Raw genomic sequence first — 19,835 nt, forward strand, 5'->3', positions numbered from 1 at the left:
TATCTATTATTTAATCTTTACGAAAAAATTAAAGACTTTAACATTATGTTTTTAAATATCATTAGAAACTTACTTTTTATAAGTTCTAATATAAATCTTATATATCTCTATATAAAACTTATATTAGAATTTATTCTTCTTCTATAGTTTATCTATTAATAAGATGGTGGAGAATAGCGGGATCGAACCGCTGACCTCCTGCGTGCAAAGCAGGCGCTCTCCCAGCTGAGCTAATTCCCCAAAATCACCCAAAAAAATATTCATTCTTTTAGGACCCGATTCTAAGATTATTCATGGTGGGCCTATCAGGACTTGAACCTGAGACCTCACGATTATCAGTCGAGCGCTCTAGCCAGCTGAGCTATAGGCCCCTTCACCTATTCATTTCTTATTAGTTCTAAATAATCTTTATAAACTAAATATGTAATCAATCTTTTTTTTTCATACTTTAAGAAACAAATCTTAAAGTATTTCTCTGAAAGGAGGTGATCCAACCGCAGGTTCTCCTACGGTTACCTTGTTACGACTTCACCCCAGTCGCTGAATCCACTGTGGAAGGTAGCTACTTTAGCATCCCCGCTTCGAATGAGTTCAACTCCCATGGTGTGACGGGCGGTGAGTACAAGACCCGGGAACGTATTCACCGTAGCATAGCTGATCTACGATTACTAGCGATTCCAACTTCATGTAGTCGAGTTGCAGACTACAATCCGAACTGGGAGGCATTTTTGAGATTTGCTCCACGTCACCGTATTGCTGCTCTTTGTATACCCCATTGTAGCACGTGTGTAGCCCTGGACGTAAGGGCCATGATGACTTGACGTCATCCTCACCTTCCTCCTACTTGCGTAGGCAGTCTCCTTAGAGTTCTCAGCCGAACTGTTAGCAACTAAGGACGAGGGTTGCGCTCGTTGCGGGACTTAACCCAACATCTCACGACACGAGCTGACGACAGCCGTGCAGCACCTGTATGCAAGTTTCTGCAAGCAGACACTAATCTATCTCTAAATCATTCTTACTATGTCAAGTCCAGGTAAGGTTCTTCGTGTATCGTCGAATTAAACCACATGCTCCACCGCTTGTGCGGGTCCCCGTCTATTCCTTTGAGTTTTAATCTTGCGACCGTACTCCCCAGGCGGTACACTTAATGTGTTAACTGCATTACTGCAAGGTCGAGCCTCACAACAACTAGTGTACATCGTTTAGGGCGTGGACTACCAGGGTATCTAATCCTGTTTGCTCCCCACGCTTTCGCGTCTCAGCGTCAATATTGTTCCAGTAGATCGCCTTCGCAATCGGTATTCCTTCTGATCTCTACGGATTTTACCCCTACACCAGAAATTCCATCTACCTCTCCCACATTCTAGATTAACAGTTTTCAAAGCAGTTCTATAGTTAAGCTATAGGATTTCACTTCAAACTTATCAATCCGCCTACACGCTCTTTACGCCCAGTGATTCCGAGTAACGCTTGCACCCTCCGTATTACCGCGGCTGCTGGCACGGAGTTAGCCGGTGCTTATTCATATAATACCGTCATTATCTTCTTATATAAAAGGAGTTTACGCACCGAAATGTGTCATCCTCCACGCGGCGTTGCTGCATCAGACTTTCGTCCATTGTGCAATATTCCCCACTGCTGCCTCCCGTAGGAGTCTGGACCGTGTCTCAGTTCCAGTGTGACTGATCATCCTCTCAAACCAGTTATGCGTCATCGTCTTGGTAGGCCATTACCCCACCAACTAACTGATACAATACAGGCTAATCTCTTACCAATAAATCTTTCCCTTTTTATCTTTTGATAAAAAGGAATATAAGGTATTAGCAATCGTTTCCAATTGTTATCCCTTAGTAAGAGGCATATTACCTATACATTACTCACCCGTGCGCCACTTAGCTGACAATTATAGCAAGCTATAATCCGTTCTCGTTCGACTTGCATGTGTTAAGCACGCCGCCAGCGTTCACTCTGAGCCAGGATCAAACTCTCCATAAATTTTTTGATTAAATCTCTTTAATCTTTATGTAGTTTTGAAACTGACATATTTTATAATTACTTAAATTACAAAATTATCACTCATGTTTTTTTGAATAGACAAGAGTTTTACTTCTTGTTTTTTTTCTCTTTGTTTGTTTGATTAACATATTTAGTTTACAAAGATTACTTCTTCTTAAACTTCTTCTTTTAAAGATCATATTTAAAATTTTAAGTGGCTCCGGCACCTGGGTTCGAACCAGGGACCAAATGATTAACAGTCATCTACTCTACCGCTGAGCTATGCCGGAATCTTTTTTTAACTTATCATCTTAAATTGGACGGGAATTATAATACCTTTTTCTCTTTTTGTCAAGAGATTTTTGTTTAAATTTTACTTAAATTAGAAAATTTAATGTTTTAAACATATAAAAGGATTTTTCCTTTATATGTTGTTATTTTATATTAGAGATATATGTAGCTAATATTTCTATTTCTTCATCAGTTTTTGTTTCAACTTGTGGTTTCATAATATTTTTCATAATTCCACCATAAGTTCCATCTTTATATCCGTTCATAGCAGTAATAATTCTTTCTTTATCCCAACCTGCAATAACTTGTGATTTTCCTAGAGCTTCTTTTTCTGCTTTTTGTCCATGACATGAAGCACAAACTTTATATAATGTTTCACCGTCAGGAGTTACTACTGCTATTTCTTCTTTATTTTCAACTTGTTCATTTTTTTTATCTTTAGTAGTATCTTCTTTTACTACTTCTTGAGCTTTTTTCTTTTCATCTACAACTTTATTAGTTGATTCTACAACTGTATTATTTGAAGTTTCATTTATCTTTTGAGTTGTTTCCTCTTTTGTTACTGTTTGATTAGAAGTTTCTTTTTTATCTTCTGTACATCCTGAGAGCAACAATACAGCAATAGCTGAACCCAATAAAATTCTATTCATTTCTTTCCCTTTGTATATTTTTTAAATTAATCTCGCAATTATAACCAAACAATTGTATAAAAATAGTGTTATAAATTGCTAAAATTGAAAATAAATTCATTATTGTAGTCAATTTTCACAATACCACCTTTTTTTAGCTTTCCAAATAATATTTCATCAGTTAAAGGATTTTTGATTTTATCTGAAATAACTTTATTTAATGGTCTTGCTCCCATTGCTTTGTCATAACCTAATATTGCTAACTCTTTTTTTGCTTTTACACTAATTTCAATTTTGATTTTTTTATCAACCAGTTGTTTTTCTAAATCTTCTATAAATTTACCAACAACTTTTGAAACAACATCAATATTTAAGCTTTCAAAAGTTACAACTGCATCTAATCTATTTCTAAATTCTGGAGCAAAAAATTTATTTATTGCTTTATTTTCATTTAGTTTTTCATTTTTTGCAAATCCCATAACATTTGCTTCAGTTGCCCCTAAATTTGAAGTCATAATTAAAACAACATTTTGAAAGTCTGCTTTATTACCACTGTTATCTGTTAATTGTGCATTATCCATAACTTGTAAAAGAATTGACATCAAATCAGGATGGGCTTTTTCTATTTCATCAAGTAATAAAACTGTATGTGGGTGTTTTCTTATAGCTTCTGTTAAAAGTCCACCTTGTTCAAATCCAACATAACCAGCAGGTGCTCCAATAAGTCTTGAAACAGTATGAGCTTCCATATATTCACTCATATCAAATCTTTCAAAATGTATTCCCATTTGTAAAGATAATTCACGTGCTACTTCTGTTTTTCCAACTCCAGTAGGACCTGTAAATAAAAAACTTCCTATTGGCTTTTTATCTAAACCTAATCCAGCCTTATTTCTTTTAATTGCTTGTACAATAGTTGAAATTGCAGTATCTTGTCCAAAAACTCTTTTTTGCATATTTTTTTCTAAATTTTTTAATAAACTTAAATCTGTTTTTGTTGCACTCTTTGGTGGAATATGAGCCATTTTTGAAATTATTTCTTCAACATCTTTTGAAGTTATCGTTATATTACTTTCTGCTTTTGTCTTTAAAGTTGTTGCTAAACTAATTTTTTTAGCTGCACCTACCTCATCAATAACATCAATAGCACAATCAGGTAAAAATCTATCAGTTATATATTTTTTACTAAGTTCTACAGCACTTTGTATTGCACTTTTTGAATATTTTACACCATGATATTCTTCGTATTTTGATTTTAAACCTTCTAAAATCAAAATAGAATCTTCAATACTTGGTTCTTCAACATCAACTTTTGCAAATCTTCTGCTAAGTGCCTTATCTTTTGAAAAGTCATTTCTAAATTCACTAAAAGTTGTTGCACCAATACATCTTAATTTTCCATTTGCAAGCATTGGTTTTAAAATATTTGAAGCATCCATAGCAGACCCACCAACACTTCCTGCTCCAACAATTGTATGAATTTCATCTATAAATAAAATTGCATTTTTTATTTTTGAAACTTCTTTCAATAAACTCTTTAATTTTTTTTCAAAATCTCCTCTGTACTTTGTTCCCGCAATCATAGAACCCATATCAAGTGAAAAAACTTTAGAATCCAATAAAAATTCTGGAACTTTTTTTTGTGCTATTTGTAAAGCTAAACCTTCAGCTATTGCAGTTTTACCAACGCCAGGCTCTCCAACAAGTATTGGATTATTTTTCTTTCTTCTACTTAATATCTCAATTACTCTTGAAATTTCTCTATCCCTTCCAATTACAGGATCAATTTCACCTTTTTTTGCAATTGAAACTAATTCACTAGAATTTTTATCTAAAACTTTTTCATTTTCACTATTTTCATCATTTTTTTGTTCATCTTCATCTTTATGAGAAATCTCTTCAAGTATATCAACTCTTTGTATTCCATATTTTTTTAATAAATATGTAGAATAACTCTTCTCATCTTTTAAAATAGCTACAAACATATCTTCAACATTTGCATTTGTTTTTCCACTACTTTGAGTGTGAGAAACCATATAATCTATCGTTGAAGATAAAGATACTGTTTCTATTGGTTCATCATTTGCATCATTTGGAAGCAAAGGAGTATTTTCATCTATATAACTTTTTAATTCATTAAATAAAATATTTGTATCAACACCTAAATCTATAAAAAGATTTTCAATTGTTTGATCATTAATCAACATCAAAAAAACATGTTCTACTGTTAAATATTCGTGTTTACTACTTTTTGCATAACTTACAGCTTGTGCAAAAATATGTCTTAATTCTTTGCTTATCATTTTATTCTTCTTCCATAACAGCTTTTAAAGGAAAGCCTTTTTCTCTAGCCATTGTTTTTACTTGCATAACTTTTGTTAAAGCTATTTCATGAGTATAAATTCCACATAATCCTTTTCCGTTATTATGTATATTTAACATTATTTCTGTAGCATCTTGTGTTGATTTTCTAAATATCTTTACTAAAACATCTATTACAAAATCCATAGTTGAATAATCATCATTTAAAAGAAATACATTATATTTTTTTGGCTCTTGTAAATCTAGTTCATCATTTAATTCTACTTCTATTTCATTACTCACATCAAACCCTTATTATTTTTACTATGATAAAATCACTTTTTTAAAAAACGTCCTATTATAACAAAAAAGAGATTATTATGAAAAATGACATCACTTATTATAAAAATAAATCAATATTTGTCAGCGCTACAAATACAGATGTGGGAAAAACTTATGCTTGCGAAAAGTTATTAAACTATTTTGCAAAAAATGGTTTAAAAGTTGGTTATTTCAAACCTTGTGAAACAGGAGTTATAAATAATAAACCTCTTGATGGTACAAAAATGTTTGAATTAGTAAAAAAATTAAACCCAAATTTTGAAAAACTTTCTATAAATGATGTTGTTCCTTACCAATTTGAACTTCCAGCAGCTCCTTATATCGCAAGTCAAAATACAAATATTGATATAGAATTTTTAAAAGAGAAAAAAAAATATCTACAATCTTTTTGCGATATTTTAATAATAGAAGGAGCTGGAGGACTTATGGTTCCACTTAAAAAAGATATTTTTATGATAGATTTGATAAATATTTTTGATAGTCTTGCTTTTTTAATAACTCCATCAAAACTTGGTTGTATAAATGATACACTACTTTCAATAGAAGCTTTAAAAAATAGAAATATAGATTTTGAATTTTTTATAAATTTATATAAAGATGAAGATAGTTTTGAAAAAGTATCAAAACCATTTTTAATTGAGTACTTTGGTAACTTAAATTTTTTACAAGATTTATAAATTTTTTGATTTTTTTTCAAATTTTTATATATTTTAACTCTTTTCCTAAAAAAGTCTGAAAAAGTTTTATTATATTTTTAGACTTTTTTGACTTCCATTTAAGTTTTAATTCCCTTATTTTAGGTCTTTCAAAGGCTATTATTATTTTAAGCTTAAATTTATTTGCTATTTTAAAAGCCATAAAAATAATTCATTTTAATTTGTGTATAAATTCTCTATTAGTTTTATGTATAATCTATTTTGTATATAAAACAAATATAGCAAAAATTATGAAAGGTGATATATGATGACTTCTACGATAGATTTATCTAAATTAACGGCAAACGATGATTTGACACCAGTATTAGGTGGTTATTGGCCTGGTATTCAAATTTACTATCCGCCAATTAAGTTTAATCCACTTGATGGAACATATGAAAGTATGGAACAAGCAAAATTAAGACTTCAAAAACATGCTTATAAAACAAAAGCTCATACAGTTTTATTTGACTTAGAGGATGGTTGTAGACAAAAAGCCATGAGTAGAGAGTTATTAATTCAAGAATTACCAAAATTCCCTGAAAGAAACTTTCAAATAGCTGTAAGAATAAATCCTTTTAGAACTGAAGAGTATGAAGAAGATTTAAAAATGTTAAAACAAATTCACCAATATATTGATGTTATTGTTTTAGCAAAAGCTGGAGAAATTTATGGAAGTGCTGAAATCAGAGATTTATCATCTTGGTTAGTTTCAATTGGAAGTAAATTAACAATTCAACCAATTATTGAACATCCAAAATCACTTCAAATTGCTGATAGATTGATGGAATATTCAACTGTTAAACATATTGTTTTTGGTATTCACGATTTTTCAAAAGCAATGGCTTATAAAATCACTCCAAAAGGATGGATTGATGAACTACAAACATTCTTTAATATTCTTACATTAGAAGCAAGAATAAAAGGAAAAGGAGTTATTGGTGGAGTTGAAGTTATGCTTACACCACATTCATTACCTGATTCATGTGTAGAGAAAAAAGATATAAGAAGATGGTTAGATTTACATGGTGATGAAGCAAGTAGACATGTTTATGCTCATGCTATTAGAGAAAATGCTATGGGATTAACTGGAAAACAAGTTATTACTCCAAACCATATCAATATTTGTAAGGTTGCATTTACTCCATCTCCAAATGAGATTGCAAAAGATGTTTCTATTTTAAAAGCGGCTATTGAAGCTGATGCACTTTTAAGTGGTGCTATTAGATATGAAGGTGAAATGTTAGATCCACCAATGTTTGGAAAATCTTTACAAAATATCTTAAGAGCATATGCATTAAATAGTTTAACAAAAGAAGATGAACTATTTGCGTTATCTGTTTTAAATAAAATGCCAATTCATACGTTTAAAGAAAACTGGCCATATGGTCAACTGTAAAATTTAGGAGATTAAAATGAGTCAATTAGTTAAATTAGAAGTACCAGAATTTTTAAATATTGGTGTCGCTTGTACATCTTCACATATTGGAACAACAAAAGAAAATAATATTGCTATGATCATCGAAGATGATAAACTTGGAACTGATGAAATAACTTATAAAGAATTAGCAAAAAAATCTGACCAAGTTGCAAACTTCTTTACAGGAATTGGATTAGAGCCAAGAGATAGAGTATTAGTATGTTTAAAAAACTCTTTAGCATACCCTATTTCATTTTTTGGAACAATGAAAGCTGGAATTATTGCAGTACCTACTTCAACACTCTTAAGTGGTAGCGAAGTTAAATATTTAGCTGAAGATTCTCAAGCAAGAGCTATTGTATTAAGTTCAACTATGTATGAAAACTTAGTTCCATATTTAGAAAACTTAGATAACTTAAAAACTATTGTTGTTGCAGGAATTGATAGTGTTGAAAATTTAAAAAAGCCAAAAGATATAAATGTTTACGCTTTAAATCAAATTTTTAAAACAATCGATTCAACACCAAATCACTATAACTCAAAATCAGGAGAACCTGCTTATTTAGTATATACATCAGGAACAACTGGTTATCCAAAAGGTGTTTTACATTCACATAGATCATTAGTTGGTAGAAAACCAGCAACTGATTATTGGTTCGATTTTAAAGAAAACGATAGAATCATGCACTCTGGGAAATTTAACTGGACATATGTTTTAGGTTCTGCACTTATGGACCCATTGTATAATGGTCATACAGTTATTGCATACGAAGGAGCTAATGATGCTTCAACTTGGATTGATTTAATTAAAAAACACCAATGTACAATTTTCATTGGAGTTCCAACAATTTATAGACAAATCATCCAAAAAACAGACTTTACACTTGATGATTGCCCATCATTAAGATATTGTATGAGTGCAGGTGAGCATTTATCAGATGAGATGTTAGGACTTTGGAGAGAAAGATTTAAACAAGATATTTATGAAGCAATTGGAATGAGTGAATGTTCTTATTATATTTCTCACTCAAAATATAATCCTATTCGTCCAGGAAGTGCAGGTTTCCCACAACCAGGACATATTGTAAAACTTATAAATCCAGAAACTTTAGAAGAAGTTGGATTAGAAGAAGAAGGAATGATTTGTATTGGAGAAGATGATCCAGGATTATTCTTAGAATATTGGCAATTAGAAGAAGAAACTGCAAAATCAAGACACGATGGATATTTCTTTACAGGTGATTATGCTAGAAAAGATAAAGATGGATATATCTGGTTTATTGGAAGAAAAGATGATATTATCAACACATTTGGATTTAGAGTAAGTCCACATGAAATTGAAAGAGTTGTAAAAACTCACCCATTAGTTGCTGATTGTGTTGCTTTTGGACTTGATATTGAAAAAGAGAAAACTTTAGTTGCTATTGCTGTTGTTGGTCATACTGAATTAACAAAAGAGCAAGAAGAAGAGATTTTAGCATTCTCTCAAGCAAATTTAGCAAAATATAAAGCACCAAAAAGAATCTTTACTATGAAAGATTATCCAAGAACTAAAAATGGTAAGGTTCTAAGAAAACAACTAGTTAAAAATTTAAATGATTTAGAAAAAGCAAAAATCACTGGGCAAGAAATAGTTGAATATAAAGCAAGAAGATCTATGTTACTTATTCCTTCATATAATAAACATAATGTAGAAAAAGCAAAAACTGTTCTAGCTGATACAGTAATTTTTGACCTAGAAGCAATTTTACAAGAACAAAGAGAAGTTGCTAGACAAACAATAAAAGAAGTTTATAAAGAACAAGGTTCAAAATTTGGTGAAAGTGAAAGAGTTTTAAGAATAAATAATCTTGGAAGTGAAGATTTAAAAAAAGATTTAGCTTTAGCAAAAGAGATTGAATTGGATGGATTATTATTTTCTAAGATTCAATCAAAAGATGATGTTTTAGAGGCAGTTGAATTAATAAATGAAGTAAATCCTGATCTTACACTTATGATTATGATTGAAACTCCTCTTGCAGTTTTAAATATACATGAAATTTGTGCAGCTAGTCCTCAAGTTGAAGTTGTTGTTGTTGGTTCAAACAAACTTGCAAATAGACTTCAAATAGACATAAAAAGAGGTTCAAAAGCAATGTTCAACTACCTATCACAAATTGCACTAGCTTCTAAAGCTTATGGAAAAACTGTAATTGATGGTCCACATTTTGATGTTAAAGATGAGTTTGCTTGTGAAGATTCAACAAAAGATGCATTTAACTTAGGATTTGATGGAAAATGTTTAATTCATCCTGTTCAAATAGAGTATATAAATGATATTTTTACTCCAAAACAATCTGAAGTTGAAGATTATGAAGATATGATAGCAAAATATGAAGAAGCAACTAAAGAAGGAAAAGAAGTAATTTTACATAATGATAAATTAGTAGATTCTTCAAAAATCAAATGGGCTAGAAAAATGATTAGATTGTATGAAACATACAAAGCTTTAGGTCAAAATCTATTTGGTAAATAAGGAGAGAAAGTGTCTAAAATAAATATGGGTAATTTTTTTGAAGATTTTTCAATTGGTCAAAAAATAGTTCATCCACTTCCTAGAACAATAAGTGAAGGAGATGTATCTTTATACATCGCTTTTACTGGTTCTAGATTTGCTCTACACTCTTCTGATTTAGTGGCAAAGCAAATGGGATATGATAAAAGACCACTTGATGATATTTTAATGTTTCACCTAACATTTGGAAAATCTGTACAAGATATCTCTTTAAATGCAATTGCAAATTTAGGATATGCAGAAATGGCTTTTCCTAATCCTGTATATGTTGGAGACACAGTTTCTATGACTTCGACTGTTATTGGATTAAAAGAGAATTCAAATGGTAAAAGTGGAGTTATTTATGTTCACTCTATTGGTGTAAATCAAAATGGTGCTGTTGTACTTGATTTTAAAAGATGGGTAATGGTTCATAAAAAAGACCACACAAATTTGAGTGGAGTAAATGAAGTTCCAACTTTTGCAAAAACAACACCAATTTCGCAAATTAATATTCCTACTATTAAATGTGTTGATACAGATTCAACTGGTGGAAAATATTTCTTTGAAGATTATGAAATAGGTGAAAGACTTGACCATCCTGAAGGAATAACTGTTGATAATAGTGATCATACACTTGCAACTAAGTTATACCAAAACAATGCAAAAGTACATTTCAATGACCATATGATGAAAAGTACACCAATGGGTCAAAGACTAATGTATGGTGGAATCATTATTTCAATGGCAAGAGCTATTTCATTTAATGGTTTGCAAAATGCACAATGGGTATGTGCTATAAATAGTGGAGCTCATGCTAATCCTACGTATGCTGGTGATACTATTTATGCATATACTGAAATTTTAGAAAAAATTGAAGTAAATAGAGAAGATATTGGATTATTAAGAGTTAGAACTATTGGATTAAAAAATCAAACTCCAAAAGAGACTCCAACTCCAAAAAATGAAGATGGTAAATATTTACCAAATGTTGTTTTAGATTTAGATTACACTATTGTAATCCCAAAAAAAGTTACTGAAAAAAAATAAAACAAATTTAATTTTAATAAAAAGGAAAAAATATGACACACCCAAGCGAAGCTTTATTTGAAAATGGTAAATCTTTACCAATCATCCCAACTTGTGAACACTTTGCAGGAAGCGAAAAGCTAATCCTAAAAGGTTTTGAAATGCAAAAAAAATTGGGTCCAGTTTTTGATATTACTTGTGACTGCGAAGATGGTGCAGAAACTGGTAAAGAAGTTGAACACGCAAATATGATTGTTAGAGTTGTTAATTCTGCTGAAAATCCATATGGTATGGCAGGAACTAGAATTCACGACCATTCACATCCAGATTGGAGACAAGATGTTGATATTTTAGTTCCTGGTGCTGGTGAAAAATTAGCATATATCACATTACCAAAATCAACTTGTTATGAAGATGCAAAAACTCAAATTGAGTATATTCAAGCAGTTGCAAAAAAAGCTGGAATTAAAAGAGAAATTCCTATTCACGTATTAATTGAAACTCATGGTGCATTACAAGATGTAGAAAAAATTGCAACTTTACCTTGGTTACAAGTTTTAGACTTTGGTTTAATGGACTTTGTTTCAGGATACCAAGGAGCAATTCCAGCAATTAATATGAGAAGCCCAGGTCAATTTGATCATAGATTAATTGGTGCTGCAAAAGCTAGAGTTGCACAAGCTGCAATTCAAAATAAAGTTATTCCTGCACACAACGTAACTTTAGATTTAAAAAATCCATACCAAACTTATAAAGATGCTGAAAGAGCAAGAAATGAGTTCGGATTTATGAGAATGTGGTCAATTTACCCAACACAAGTTCAAGCTATCGTTGATGCTATGAAACCAGATTTTACAGAACTTGAAGCTGCTCAAAATATCTTAATTAAAGCTCAAGATGCTGAATGGGGACCAATCCAATATGATGGTGAGTTACACGATAGAGCAACTTATAGATACTTCTGGGAATTAGTTCAAAGAGCTAAATTCTCTGGTGCTAATTTACTTGAAGAAACTGAAAAAAGATTTTTTGCTTAAATCTTTTTATACAAAGCCATATTTTGGCTTTGTACGCTCTTTTATACACTAATTTATTTTATATTCCAAAATTAAACATTTTTAAAAATATCTTTATTTTTAGCATTAAAAAAAGCCTATTTTCAAAAGTGCATTGATATAATTTTAGGATTTCTAAACAAAACAAAGGAAAATTTATGAGTAAAAAAATCACAGAACAAGACATTATAGATTCAGTTGCATCTGCCTGTCAATATATTTCATTTTACCATCCAGAAGATTTCGTAAAAGGAATGGTTGAAGCTTACGAAAAAGAAGAAAGTGAAGCTGCAAAAAATGCTATCGGGCAAATTTTGATTAACTCAAAAATGTGTGCTATGGGTCATAGACCCCTTTGCCAAGATACAGGAAGTGTAAATATCTTTATAAGAATTGGGTTAAAAGCTAATTTAGATATTTCAAGAAACCTAGAAGATATTTTAAATGAAGGTGTAGCTAAAGGTTATACTGATCCAGATAACACTTTAAGATATTCTGTAGTTGCAGATCCAGCAGGAAAAAGAACAAATACAAAAAATAATACTCCAGCAGTTATTCATATAACAACTGATAATTCTGATGAATTAGATATCACTGTTGCTGCAAAAGGTGGAGGAAGTGAAAATAAATCTAAATTTACAGTTTTAAATCCAAGTGATAGTATTTATGATTGGGTTATGGATAATGTTAGACAAATGGGTGCAGGATGGTGTCCTCCAGGGATTTTAGGTATTGGTATTGGTGGAAATCCAGAAAAAGCTATGCTTTTAGCAAAAGAGTCTTTAATGGGACATGTTGATATTCATGAATTAAAAGCAAGAGGTCCTCAAAATGCTTTAGAAGAGTTAAGATTAAAACTTTATGAAGATATCAATAAAGTTGGAATAGGTGCACAAGGTTTAGGAGGATTAACAACTGTTTTAGATGTTAAAATCTTAGATTACCCATGTCACGCAGCTTCACTTCCAGTTGCTATGATTCCAAACTGTGCAGCAACAAGACACATTCACTTCAAATTAAAAGGTGATGGACCAGCAATATTTAAAAACCCATCTTTAGACCTTTGGCCAGATATTGAACTTCCAATGGATACTATTAAAAGAGTAAATATTGCCGATTTAACAAAAGAAAAATTACAAGAGTTTAAATCAGGTGATACTTTATTACTTTCAGGAAAAATTTTAACAGCACGTGATGCTGCTCATAAAAAAATTGTTGAATATAAAAATGCAGGAAAACCACTTCCAAATGGTGTTGACTTAAAAGACAGATTTATCTACTACGTTGGACCAGTTGATCCAGTAAGAGATGAAGTAGTAGGACCTGCAGGACCAACAACATCAACAAGAATGGATAAATTTACTAAAGATATGATGGAAATCGGTATCATGGGAATGATTGGAAAAGCTGAAAGAAAACAACCAACTATTGATTTAATAAAAGAATACAAATCTATTTATTTAATTGCAACTGGTGGAGCAGCTTATTTAATCTCTCAATCAATTAAAGGTGCAAAAACTTTAGCATTTGAAGAACTTGGAATGGAAGCTATTTATGAATTTGATGTAGTTGATATGCCTGTTACTGTTGCTGTTGATACAGAAGGTAACTCTATTCATACAACTGGACCAGCAAAATGGAGAACTATCTAATTTCCTATATTTACAAAAGGTTTTTAACCTTTTGTAAACTCTCTTTTTTTAAAAAATCCTTATATTATTAATTTATCTCTCTACTTTGACTTTTTGTAAATTTAATTAATGTTATACTATAAATTAACTTTTTGTTTTAAAAAATTATAGGATATATTGATGAATTTATTGGAAGATTTAAAAGATTATTTAGGATTTGCAGTTGCAGGAAACTTCGCAAATCATCTAGGAGAAGCTGGGGAAGCAGATGAATTTTCAGTAATCCAAACAACTGAAAAAGATGCTCCTAAAGGACTTTTTCCTTTTTATATTAAAAACCATAATAGTTTTTTAGGAACATATCCAATATGTGATGAGATTATTTTAACTCATGGTAGAGAAGAAGATAACTTACAAATTGAAGCAGAAGTTGCATTGATTTGCGATTTTGTATATGAAAATGAAAAAATTATAGACATAATTCCAAGATATTTTGCAGCATTTAATGACTGCTCTCTTAGAGTTCAAGATGGAAATAAATTAAGTTGTAAAAAGAATTGGGGAGAAAAAACTAAAGGAATTTCTCAAGATATTATCGAAATTGATAATTTCACTGAAAAAGGAATATTAAGTAAATATCATATCTCTTCTTTTATTAAAAGAGATGGAATAGTATATGATTATGGAACTACAAGTGCGGTTAAATCATATAGTTATTTTTTTGAGAAGCTAAAAAATTGGATGGTTGAAAAAATAAATACACAAGAAGATTGTGGACCACTTGAAGAACTTGGGCAGTTTTTAAAAGATGCTCACAAAGCAAAAGGTATTTTAATCGCAGCAGGTGCAACAGCTTATACAGATTTTGGTAAAAAAAACTTTTTGAAAAAAGGTGATGAGATTTTTGTATATGTTTACAATGCTCGTGCTCATAGTTTCAATGACATTATGAATGATATGTGTGGAGTAGATACATATCTAGGACAGTGTTCAAAACTTCATCAAATAGTTCAATAAAAAGTATTTATTACTTTTTATTTTTTGATTCTAAATACAAAATATTATTTAAACTATCAAAAAATTTCATAGTTGCATCTTCTATTTGACTTGCAATTTGTCTAAGTATTTTGTTCTCAATTTTATTTGCATTTTGAGTAATATATTCTTGCATTTTTTGATGAACATCTTTATGAGTTTGTTTTAGAACTTTCCAGTTCTCATTTTTTACAAAAATCTCATTATTATTTTCACAAGATATCATCCATTTTCCTACATTACAAGATTCAGAATTATCAATAACAATATTTGTAAAATTATTTAGTGTTTTATAATATCTTTTTTTAAAGTTTATATGATCATTTTTATAAGTTGATAACTCTTTTATCAAATTTATGTTCTCAACCATTTCATAATATTTATCATCGATTTTTGATTGTGAAGTAATTTGAAGTAATTTATTAGATAATTTCGAAACTTCGTTTGATAAATTATCTATGTTTAAAGCTGTTTTGGCATTTTTTTGTGTAGCAGAATCAATCTTTGAAATCGTATCATTTATTTGAATAATTCCTATTTCTTGCTCTTTACTAAAAATCGTAACACTATTTATTATCTCTTTTGTTTGAGAGATTTTTGAAGCTAAATCTTCATAACCTTTTATCATATTATCTGCAATATTTTTACCTTCATTTGCCTCAAAATTTGCACTTTCAACTAGACTTTTTATTTTACTTGCAGCTTGCGCACTTCTATTTGCTAAATTCCTCACTTCTTGTGCAACAACAGCAAAACCTTTTCCAGCTTCTCCAGCAGTTGCTGCTTCAACAGCAGCATTAAGTGAAAGAATATTTGTTTGAAATGCTATTTGGTCTATTACAATTATTGCTTCATTTATAGCATTTACTTTTTTACTTATTTCATCCATTGATACAAAAGTTTGATTTGCAGATTTATTTCCTTCTATTGCAGAACTATTTAGTTCATCTGAGATTTTTAACATTTGTCCCATATTTTCATTGTTATTTTTTATATTTGCTGTGATTTGTTCAAGGGCAACAGAACTTTGTTTTAAAGAATTTGCTTGTTCTGAAGATAAAACAGCCAATTCATTTGAAGAGTTTGTCAGAATTTTTGTATTTTTTTCAAGTTCAACACCAGCATTTGTAATCATAGCAATAAGTTCTGAAGAAGATTGTCCTAAAAGAACAGTTGAATTACAAAGTATCCCAAAATCTCCATACATTCCTCTTGTATGTTGTTCATCTAATTTAAATTTGTAATCACCTTGAGTATAACTATTTAGAAGCATATTTAAACTATCAATTTTCAATCTTGTTCTATCAATCATTTTATTTATAATTTCAACTAAAGTTTGTAACTCTTTTGTTGAAGCTTTTGTTTTGATTGAATATTCAAAAAAGCCATTATTTACTTTTTCCATAATATCTGTTATTTCAAGAATAACTTTTTTATCATTTTCAATAATTTTTTCTATTTTTTCAACTTGAGTATTCATATTTTTTGTCATCAAAGCAAATTCATCTTTTCCTTCAAGTCTATCCAAATATATTTCATCTTTTTCTCTCATAGAATAAGAGAAGAATTGAGTTAAATTATTTTCAAACTTTTTAATAGATTTTGAAACTTTACTTGTCATTAATATAATTACAGCAAAAATTAAAATGATTAAAACAATTAAAAATAAAGAGAATAATACTATTTGATTATCTAAAGTTTTAACATTTGTATTTATATATAAAAGCATATCTTCAACCATTTTATCTTTTATATTTTCAAAAATTGTAATCTTAAGTGAAGATGCTTCTTCCCATTTTTTGCTATTTGCACCATAAATATTTTTAGACAAAGTATCTATTGCTTGTAAAGTTTTTGAATCAAGTTGTGCTTCATCTATACGTTCACTATTATATGCAGCTGCCATATATGTATCAATAGCAAATTGGATGTTATTTAGTAACTCCTCTTCTTCTTTTGAGAACTCTAATTTTTTATAATCTTTTATAGCTCTTAATATTTTTGTATGACTTTTTTGAATTTTATTTAATAAATTTTCATCTTTTGTTAAAACATAGTTTTTATATAAATGTATTAATCCACCATATCCAAAAGCCTCTTTTATTTGTGATAAAAGGTTTTCTTTTTCAATTTTAAGAAAAATTATACTTCTTAATTTTTCTATATCTTTAAAACTATTATCTTCTAACTGTTTTTTTAAATCTTCAAGTTGTTCATTTGATAAATTTTTTTTCAATACTTCTAAATATGAGTCTTGAAAAACTATTAGTGATATAAAATTGTTATAGTTACTATTTGACATAAAATTGTGTTCAAATATACTTTTTACTAAAATCTTTTCATTGTAAACTTTTTCTATTATATTTATTATTGAAATATAAATCAAAGAAGATTTTGATAACTCTTTACTATTTGAATATATTAATAAATCATCAAAAAATGATATAAGATTTAGATTTTTTTCATTATAAAAGTTCTCAATTTCTTTTATATCAACTCTTAAATCTATTGTATTTTTTCTTATTTCATCCAATCTATGAAAAGAGTTTTTTAAATTATTTATTTTTTCTAAAAGATTATTATCTTTTTTGATTAAATTGAAATTTTCTATAAAATCATTTAATTGTTTCCAATTTTCATTACTACTTTTTATTTGCTCTTCTAATTCATCTTTTTTTATTTTTCCATAACTATTTAAATATAAAATTGATAATTCTCTCTCTTTTTGAAAAGCCGTTAAAACTTTTGAGATTTTAACCGTAAAATCAATATAGCTTGAAGTTTTATTCATATTTGATTTTTTCTCAATTTTTTCAAAAATCAAAACAGATGAAAGCATAAAAATCGCTAAAATCGGTAATACCAATATAAGTAAGATTTTATTCCTAAGCTTCAAATTATTCATAATACTCTTCCTAAAATTATATTTTTAGCAATATATTCTTTATTATTTGAATAAAAGGTTATATAATTATTTTTTGTAATCAAACTGAAATCTAATGATTATTTTTTTGTTATTTTTTTAGTTAAATTTAGTAAAAAAACTCTTTATAAATCTAAAAAGTTTAGCAGTTTAAAAATTATTTTAAACTGCCAAAAGAACAAGTAGTAAAACAGGTGGTGTAATAATCAAACCAAATTTACTATATTCCCAAAAGCTTATTTTTATACCTTTTTTTGCTAAAACATGAAGCCAAAGAAGAGTTGCTAAACTTCCAAATGGTGTCATTTTTGGACCTAAATTACATCCAATAATATTTGCATAAGCTAAAGCCTCATTTGGTATATCTTTTAGTGCTATATCCATAATCATAATTGTTGGAAGATTATTCATAACTGCACTTAAAATTGCACTTATAAACCCTGTTGATATGATAGCTATTGTATCACCTTGCAAAACTAAATAATTTAATATCGTTGTTAAATATTCAGTTAATCCTGCATTTTTTAAACCATAAACAACAATATAAAGACCAATACTAAACCAAACGATTTGCCAAGGAGCTTCTTTTATAATATTTTTTGCATTTACACTTTTTGTTAAACTTGCAATTATTAAAAGAACTAATGCTCCACCTAATGCAAAAAAAGAGATAGGAAGTTTGTAAATATCTCCCAAAGCATAAGCACTCAACAAAAAAGCTAGAAAAAACCAAGAAAAATAAAATAGATTCATATTTTTTATAACACTTTTTGGTTCTTTTAAAAGTCTTACATCAACTTTTTTTGGAATATCTTTTCTCAAAATTAACCATAAAAAAACTATTGAAGCAATAACACTCACAATAAAAGGAATAATCATATTAAGAAAATAATCCACAAAACCTATATTAAAATAGTTTGCAGTTACTATATTTGTAAGATTTGAAAATACAAAAGGTAAAGACGCACTATCACTTATAAAACCACCCGCAAGTAAAAAAGCAATTATAGTTTTTGTACTTAATTGTAAAACTCTCATTTTAGCCAATAAAATAGGTGTTAATATAAGAGCTGCTCCATCATTTGCAAAAAGTGCTGAAACAAAACTTCCCAATAAAATGGAATAAACAAACATTTTTATTCCACTTCCTTCTGAAAATTTTGCCATTTTTAAGGCGCACCACTCAAAAAAGCCAATTTCATCTAAAACTAAAGATAAAATAATGATTCCAATAAAAGCTAAAGTTGCATCCCAAACTATGTTTGTTACATCTAAAACATCATTGATACTTACTACACCTAAAATTAAAGCAACAATTGCACCTAAAATGGCCGTTGTTCCTATTTGTAAACCTTTTGGTTGAGTAATGATTAAAAATAAAGTTACTAAAAATATGCAAATTGGAATTAACATACCTCACAACCTTTTTTTAATGCAGGAATTTCTAAGTTTAAATAACTAATTTCTTTTAAAATTGATTGTCTAAAAACATCTAAAGGTGTTCTTATACTATAATATGCCCAACGCCCTCTTCTATCAACTCTTAAAAAACCTCCATCTTTTAAGATTTTTAAGTGTCTTGAAACTCTTGATTGTATCATTGAAAAAGAGCTCTCTATATCACAAACACAAACTTCATTGTGTATATCTATAAAATGCAATATTTTGACTCTTGTTTCATCATTTATTGAACCAATTGTTTGTAAAAAAATATCCATCATATTCCTTTAAATAGTGTTAACAATTCATCAACACTCAAAACTTTTCCAGTAGATTTTACAACTCCATCAACAACAAGTGCAGGTGTACTCATAACACCATAATTCATAATTTCAACTATATCTTCAACTTTTTTAACTTCGTGAAATCCACCAATTTTTGTAACTGCTTGTTTTACGGCTTCTTCTAAAGCTTTGCATTTAGAGCAACCTGTTCCTAAAATTTCTATTTTCATTT

The 19,835-nt window shown here is 29.2% G+C and carries 14 protein-coding genes, 3 tRNA genes and 1 rRNA gene; 7 read left to right on the top strand and 11 right to left on the bottom strand.

The annotated features are described in order from the left end of the window. Positions 1-164: 164 nt before the first annotated feature. From CKV87_RS09580 to clpS, 7 genes are all read right to left on the bottom strand, one after another. Positions 165-240, bottom strand: a tRNA-Ala gene (locus tag CKV87_RS09580). Between the two features lie 54 nt (positions 241-294). Next, positions 295-371 (bottom strand) — tRNA-Ile (locus CKV87_RS09585). 107 nt (positions 372-478) lie between these two features. Continuing rightward, positions 479-1,995: ribosomal RNA gene (locus CKV87_RS09590) — 16S ribosomal RNA — on the bottom strand. A 215-nt stretch (positions 1,996-2,210) separates the two neighbouring features. Beyond that, a tRNA-Asn gene (locus tag CKV87_RS09595) sits at positions 2,211-2,285 on the bottom strand. 144 nt (positions 2,286-2,429) lie between these two features. Next, the gene (locus tag CKV87_RS09600) at positions 2,430-2,936 is read right to left on the bottom strand and encodes a c-type cytochrome (RefSeq protein WP_012147836.1); all 507 of its coding nucleotides are present in this window, start codon (positions 2,934-2,936) and stop codon (positions 2,430-2,432) included. Positions 2,937-3,004: 68 nt separating this feature from the next. Next, positions 3,005-5,218, bottom strand: coding sequence for an ATP-dependent Clp protease ATP-binding subunit ClpA (clpA, locus tag CKV87_RS09605; protein ID WP_012147837.1), 2,214 nt, complete (start codon positions 5,216-5,218; stop codon positions 3,005-3,007). A 1-nt stretch (position 5,219) separates the two neighbouring features. After that, on the bottom strand, positions 5,220-5,519 hold the full coding sequence (gene clpS, locus CKV87_RS09610; protein ID WP_004511281.1) for an ATP-dependent Clp protease adapter ClpS: 300 nt from the start codon (positions 5,517-5,519) through the stop codon (positions 5,220-5,222). Between the two features lie 77 nt (positions 5,520-5,596). On the opposite strand from clpS, the gene bioD reads away from it, so the two are divergent. The 7 genes from bioD to CKV87_RS09645 all read left to right on the top strand — a co-directional run bounded on the left by bioD (position 5,597) and on the right by CKV87_RS09645 (position 14,938). Next, the gene (gene bioD / locus CKV87_RS09615; RefSeq protein ID WP_012147838.1) at positions 5,597-6,235 is read left to right on the top strand and encodes a dethiobiotin synthase; all 639 of its coding nucleotides are present in this window, start codon (positions 5,597-5,599) and stop codon (positions 6,233-6,235) included. Between the two features lie 286 nt (positions 6,236-6,521). Continuing rightward, positions 6,522-7,652: an HpcH/HpaI aldolase/citrate lyase family protein gene (locus CKV87_RS09620; RefSeq protein ID WP_080504848.1), complete on the top strand. Its 1,131-nt coding sequence runs from the start codon at positions 6,522-6,524 to the stop codon at positions 7,650-7,652. Positions 7,653-7,668: 16 nt separating this feature from the next. Next, positions 7,669-10,188, top strand: coding sequence for an aldolase/citrate lyase family protein (locus CKV87_RS09625; protein WP_012147840.1), 2,520 nt, complete (start codon positions 7,669-7,671; stop codon positions 10,186-10,188). Positions 10,189-10,197: 9 nt separating this feature from the next. Beyond that, a complete protein-coding gene (locus tag CKV87_RS09630; protein ID WP_012147841.1) occupies positions 10,198-11,256 on the top strand; it encodes a MaoC family dehydratase in 1,059 nt (352 codons plus the stop codon). Between the two features lie 32 nt (positions 11,257-11,288). After that, positions 11,289-12,272, top strand: coding sequence for an HpcH/HpaI aldolase/citrate lyase family protein (locus tag CKV87_RS09635; RefSeq protein WP_012147842.1), 984 nt, complete (start codon positions 11,289-11,291; stop codon positions 12,270-12,272). A gap of 176 nt (positions 12,273-12,448) precedes the next feature. Beyond that, positions 12,449-13,942: a fumarate hydratase gene (locus CKV87_RS09640; RefSeq protein ID WP_004511287.1), complete on the top strand. Its 1,494-nt coding sequence runs from the start codon at positions 12,449-12,451 to the stop codon at positions 13,940-13,942. 159 nt (positions 13,943-14,101) lie between these two features. Then, positions 14,102-14,938 carry a DUF5718 family protein gene (locus CKV87_RS09645; RefSeq protein WP_012147843.1) on the top strand — a complete coding sequence of 279 codons (837 nt, stop codon included), beginning with the start codon at positions 14,102-14,104 and terminating at the stop codon, positions 14,936-14,938. 10 nt (positions 14,939-14,948) lie between these two features. Here the strand turns inward: CKV87_RS09645 and CKV87_RS09650 are convergent, their stop codons facing one another. The 4 genes from CKV87_RS09650 to CKV87_RS09665 all read right to left on the bottom strand — a co-directional run bounded on the left by CKV87_RS09650 (position 14,949) and on the right by CKV87_RS09665 (position 19,833). Further along, complete coding sequence (locus tag CKV87_RS09650) at positions 14,949-17,861, bottom strand: methyl-accepting chemotaxis protein (RefSeq protein WP_012147844.1); 2,913 nt, start codon at positions 17,859-17,861, stop codon at positions 14,949-14,951. A gap of 180 nt (positions 17,862-18,041) precedes the next feature. After that, positions 18,042-19,292, bottom strand: coding sequence for an arsenic transporter (locus CKV87_RS09655; protein WP_012147845.1), 1,251 nt, complete (start codon positions 19,290-19,292; stop codon positions 18,042-18,044). Next, positions 19,286-19,597, bottom strand: coding sequence for an ArsR/SmtB family transcription factor (locus CKV87_RS09660; RefSeq protein WP_012147846.1), 312 nt, complete (start codon positions 19,595-19,597; stop codon positions 19,286-19,288). Before CKV87_RS09660 ends, CKV87_RS09655 begins: the two co-directional genes overlap by 7 nt. After that, positions 19,597-19,833 carry a thioredoxin family protein gene (locus tag CKV87_RS09665; protein ID WP_012147847.1) on the bottom strand — a complete coding sequence of 79 codons (237 nt, stop codon included), beginning with the start codon at positions 19,831-19,833 and terminating at the stop codon, positions 19,597-19,599. Before CKV87_RS09665 ends, CKV87_RS09660 begins: the two co-directional genes overlap by 1 nt. Positions 19,834-19,835: the final 2 nt, after the last annotated feature.

Source organism: Aliarcobacter butzleri, assembly GCF_900187115.1.
Classification (GTDB): domain Bacteria; phylum Campylobacterota; class Campylobacteria; order Campylobacterales; family Arcobacteraceae; genus Aliarcobacter; species Aliarcobacter butzleri.

What these genes read in the sequence shown, in the direction of transcription:
- CKV87_RS09600 (WP_012147836.1), bottom strand. Translation starts at nt 2,936, where the DNA reads ATGAATAGAATTTTATTGGGTTCAGCTATTGCTGTATTGTTGCTCTCA.
- clpA (WP_012147837.1), bottom strand. Translation starts at nt 5,218, where the DNA reads ATGATAAGCAAAGAATTAAGACATATTTTTGCACAAGCTGTAAGTTAT.
- bioD (WP_012147838.1), top strand. Translation starts at nt 5,597, where the DNA reads ATGAAAAATGACATCACTTATTATAAAAATAAATCAATATTTGTCAGC.
- CKV87_RS09620 (WP_080504848.1), top strand. Translation starts at nt 6,522, where the DNA reads ATGACTTCTACGATAGATTTATCTAAATTAACGGCAAACGATGATTTG.
- CKV87_RS09625 (WP_012147840.1), top strand. Translation starts at nt 7,669, where the DNA reads ATGAGTCAATTAGTTAAATTAGAAGTACCAGAATTTTTAAATATTGGT.
- CKV87_RS09635 (WP_012147842.1), top strand. Translation starts at nt 11,289, where the DNA reads ATGACACACCCAAGCGAAGCTTTATTTGAAAATGGTAAATCTTTACCA.
- CKV87_RS09640 (WP_004511287.1), top strand. Translation starts at nt 12,449, where the DNA reads ATGAGTAAAAAAATCACAGAACAAGACATTATAGATTCAGTTGCATCT.
- CKV87_RS09645 (WP_012147843.1), top strand. Translation starts at nt 14,102, where the DNA reads ATGAATTTATTGGAAGATTTAAAAGATTATTTAGGATTTGCAGTTGCA.
- CKV87_RS09650 (WP_012147844.1), bottom strand. Translation starts at nt 17,861, where the DNA reads ATGAATAATTTGAAGCTTAGGAATAAAATCTTACTTATATTGGTATTA.
- CKV87_RS09655 (WP_012147845.1), bottom strand. Translation starts at nt 19,292, where the DNA reads ATGTTAATTCCAATTTGCATATTTTTAGTAACTTTATTTTTAATCATT.
- CKV87_RS09660 (WP_012147846.1), bottom strand. Translation starts at nt 19,597, where the DNA reads ATGGATATTTTTTTACAAACAATTGGTTCAATAAATGATGAAACAAGA.
- CKV87_RS09665 (WP_012147847.1), bottom strand. Translation starts at nt 19,833, where the DNA reads ATGAAAATAGAAATTTTAGGAACAGGTTGCTCTAAATGCAAAGCTTTA.